Source organism: Streptomyces sp. CO7 (assembly GCF_053474865.1).
Genome location: NZ_JBRIOU010000002.1, coordinates 421,105 through 422,950 on the forward strand (window position 1 = coordinate 421,105; position 1,846 = coordinate 422,950).

At 70.4% G+C, this 1,846-nt stretch carries 1 protein-coding gene; it reads left to right on the plus strand.

Annotated features, from left to right (window positions below; genetic code table 11):
• Window positions 1-271: 271 nt before the first annotated feature.
• Window positions 272-1,783, plus strand: a complete 1,512-nt coding sequence (locus ACOV8S_RS03840) for an amino acid permease (protein WP_448316103.1) — start codon at window positions 272-274, stop codon at window positions 1,781-1,783.
• The last annotated feature ends 63 nt before the right edge of the window (window positions 1,784-1,846 follow it).

Here is a 1,846-nt window from a genome sequence, read left to right on the forward strand (position 1 = left end):
GTGTTCCTCCCGCCCCGCCGCGCCCGGTGTTCCTCCTGCGTCGGCGCTCCCGGTGTTCCCCTTGGGCCGCCGCGCCCGGTGTTCCGGTGCGCCACCTTGCCCCGCTCCCTGACGGCGCCCTCCCGGCCGGTCGCGGCGGGGCGACTGGGCCGGTTCCGCCGGGCTCTTCGCTCGTCCCGGTGACAAACCGGGCGGGGCGTCCTGAGCGACGGAATTCGGGGAAGAGGGAAGGCACCCTCCGACCGTGTCGGGGACCCATGGGAGGAATGACGTGAGCAGCAGCAGCCTCTTCAGGACGAAGAAGGTCGAGCACTCCATCGAGGGGACGGAACATCCGGAACACCGGCTGAAGAAGTCCCTCTCCGCGCTGGACCTGACCGTGTTCGGCGTCGGCGTCGTCATCGGCACCGGCATCTTCGTCCTCACCGGGGCCGTCGCCAAGGAGACCGCAGGCCCCGCGACGGCGATCGCCTTCGTGATCGCCGGCGTGGTCTGCGCCCTCGCCGCGCTGTGCTACGCGGAGTTCGCCTCCACCGTGCCGGTCGCCGGATCGGCGTACACCTTCTCCTACACCTCCCTGGGCGAGCTGCCCGCCTGGATCATCGGCTGGGACCTGGTCCTGGAGTTCGCGCTCGGCACGGCGGTGGTGGCGGTCGGCTGGTCCGGTTACATCCGCTCCCTGCTGGAGAACGCGGGCTGGACGATGCCGGCCGTGCTCTCCGGCCGGGACGGCGTCGAGGGCTTCGGCTTCGACCTCTTCGCGGCGCTGCTGGTCCTGGTGCTCACCGCGGTCCTGGTCGTCGGGATGAAGCTGTCCGCCCGGATCACCTCCGTGGTGGTGGCCATCAAGGTGGGCGTGGTGCTGCTGGTGATCGTCGCGGGCGCCTTCTTCATCAAGGCCGAGAACTACCGCCCCTTCATCCCCGCTTCCGTTCCCCAGGAGGCGGGCGGCGGCCTCCACGCCCCGCTGATCCAGCTCATCTTCGGTTTTGCCCCCGCCAACTTCGGCGTCCTGGGCATCTTCACCGCCGCCTCGGTGGTCTTCTTCGCGTTCATCGGCTTCGACGTCGTCGCGACCGCGGCCGAGGAGACCCGCAACCCGCAACGCGACATGCCGCGCGGCATCCTGGGATCCCTCGCCATCTGCACCACGCTCTACGTGCTGGTGTCGATCGTGGTCACCGGCATGCAGCACTACACCAAGCTCTCCGTCGACGCGCCGCTCGCCGACGCCTTCAAGGCGACCGGACACCCCTTCTTCGCCGGCGTCATCAGTTTCGGCGCGGCGATCGGCCTCACCACGGTCTGCATGATCCTGCTGCTCGGACAGACCCGGGTCTTCTTCGCGATGAGCCGCGACGGGCTGCTGCCCCGGTTCTTCTCCCGTGTCCACCCGCGCTTCAAGACCCCCTACCGGCCGACCATCCTGCTCGGTGTGACCATCGCGGTGATCGCCGGCTTCACCCGGCTCAGCGTGCTGGCCGAGCTGGTGAACATCGGTACCCTTTTCGCCTTCGTGGTGGTGGCGATCAGCGTCGTCGTGCTGCGGCGCAGTCGGCCCGACCTGCCGCGGGCCTTCCGCACCCCGCTGGTTCCGCTGCTGCCGATCGTCTCGGTGCTGGCCTCGGTGTGGCTGATGCTGAACCTGCCGGCCGAGACGTGGGTCCGGTTCGGGGTGTGGATGGCGCTCGGTGTCGTCGTCTACTTCGCGTACGGCCACCGCAAGAGCCTGCTGGCCCCGGGGCGCGAGGCCGAGGCCCGCGCCGCCGCCCAGTCCGACTGAGCACCCGGCCCGGCGCCCGGGGCGGGTGCCGTAGGGGCGGCGTCGCGTTCCGGGGCCCTACGG